Genomic DNA, 1,958 nt, shown 5'->3' on the forward strand with positions numbered 1-1,958 from the left:
ATCGCCAGTTGGAATCTCTACTACTTCTGCCCGCACCACGGGGTACGGCTGACCTGGCAGCCAGACTCACCGCACCACCACGCCTGTCCGGTAGACGGTGAGGTGTTCAGCGGCGAACCGTGGGACGGTGCCTGGTGGCGGGAAATGAACGGCCGTAACGCCAGCGCCTGCCAGCAGTTAGGCCTGCTCTGGCGCCTGACCGGCAACGCCGCCTACCGCGATAAAGTGCGTACCCTGCTGATGGGCTATGCGGATGTCTACCCGGACTACGCGGTACACGGCGATATTCCGCACAATGGTCCCGGTAAAATGAACGCCCAGACGCTGTGTGAAGCCAACTGCATTCTGGATATGGCGCTGGGCTATGACTTTATCGCCGAGAGCCTGACGGCGGACGAACGTCAGCATATCAGCGAAAACCTGCTGCGCTGCGCGGCGACGTTTTTGTGCGAGCACCGCAGCCCGCAAATCCACAACCACGAGGTCAAAATTGGCGCGGCGCTGGGGGTGCTCGGCTTTGTACTGGAGGACGACAGCCTGCTGGAGTTCGCGGTCAATGCGCCTTACGGCCTGCGCTGGCAGCTTGAGCACGGCCTGTTAGCTGAAGGTCTGTGGTTTGAGGGTTCGGTTCACTATCACTATTACGCGCTTCAGGGGTTCTTTGCCTTTGAGAAACTGGCGCACGGCACCCGCTGGAGCCTGATTGACGGCCCGTGGTACCCGCAAATGCTGCGCTTCCCGCTCGAGCTACTGCTGCCGGACGGCACCTTTCCCCGACTCAACGATTGCCTCGCCGGGCAGGAGAAGTTGCACCATCGGGATCTGTACGAGTTCGCGTGGTTTATCTGGCGCGACCCGCGCTACGCAGCGGTGCTGCAATTTACCGCCGGAGAGCCTGACGAGCGCGAGACGCTGCTCTGGCGTCACCAACCGCTGCCGGAAACTCATCTGAATCTGATTCCGCAGCAGTCGCTGTACGCACCCGGTGCCGGGCTCACGCTGTGGCGGCGGCCGCACCAGCAGCAGGCGGTGCTGATTAAGCACAGTCCGTGGGGCGGCGAGCACGATCATTATGACCGCCAGAGCCTGATGCTGTGGCAGCGCGACGGCTGGCTGCTGCCGGACCTCGGCACCACCGGTTACGGGGCCAGGATGCACTATGACTATTACAAAAACAGCGCCACCCATAATACGCTGACGGTCAACCAGACCAACCAGCCCCCGGCCAACTCCGACGTGCTCGGCTGGCATATGGGCGAGGAGTATTTGTGGTTGGATACCGAAACCGATTGGGGGAAACCACCACCGCAGCTAAACAGCCACACCCGCGTGGAGTGGGACGTCGAGTCCTGGCGCGATGTGCGTTTTCGCCGCCGTTTGCTGTGGCTGGATGATGTGCTGATTGATTTGTCGACGGTGGAAAACCCGCACCGCCAGCAGCTTGATTGGACGCTGCATCTGGCGGCCGATGCGCTGGACCAGAGCGGGGAACCGCAGCCCTTCTCGCTCAGCGGCCCGCTGCAAGCGATGCGCAACGCGACCGTCACGCCGCTGCATGGCTGTCAGCCGCGCCACTTTTCCCATCAGGGCGAGACCTTTGCGCTGTGGCTGTCTGGCGACGGTGAGCTTTGGCAGGGGCTGGAGGCCGATAATCCGGCGATCGGTGATTTGAGTTATCTGGTGCTGCGTAATCATCTGCCGCAGGCGCGTTTTGTCTGCGTGTGGGATTTGGCGAAGCAGTCGCCGTTGACGGAGGTGTGCGTGCATCATACTGCTGTTGGGACTCAATTGACTGTCTGGCGGGGGGAGCGGGTGGCGCATGTGACGCTGTATGACGATCCTGCGCTGCGGCCTGAGTTCGTGGGGCGAGACTGATATATGTCAGTTGAGTGAAATGTTCCGTTCACTTTACGTTGGGTGGAATATGAAGTTCCTTCACCGGTGAACGGGCCAAGGGG

At 61.4% G+C, this 1,958-nt stretch carries 1 protein-coding gene; it reads left to right on the top strand.

Annotated features, from left to right (window positions below):
• On the top strand, positions 1–1,875 hold a 1,875-nt coding region (locus GKAS_RS23240), incomplete at its 5' end, for a heparinase II/III domain-containing protein (RefSeq protein ID WP_035897891.1).
• Positions 1,876–1,958 lie beyond the last annotated feature (83 nt).

It is taken from the genome of Kluyvera ascorbata ATCC 33433, from assembly GCF_000735365.1.
Taxonomy (GTDB): Bacteria; Pseudomonadota; Gammaproteobacteria; order Enterobacterales; family Enterobacteriaceae; genus Kluyvera; species Kluyvera ascorbata.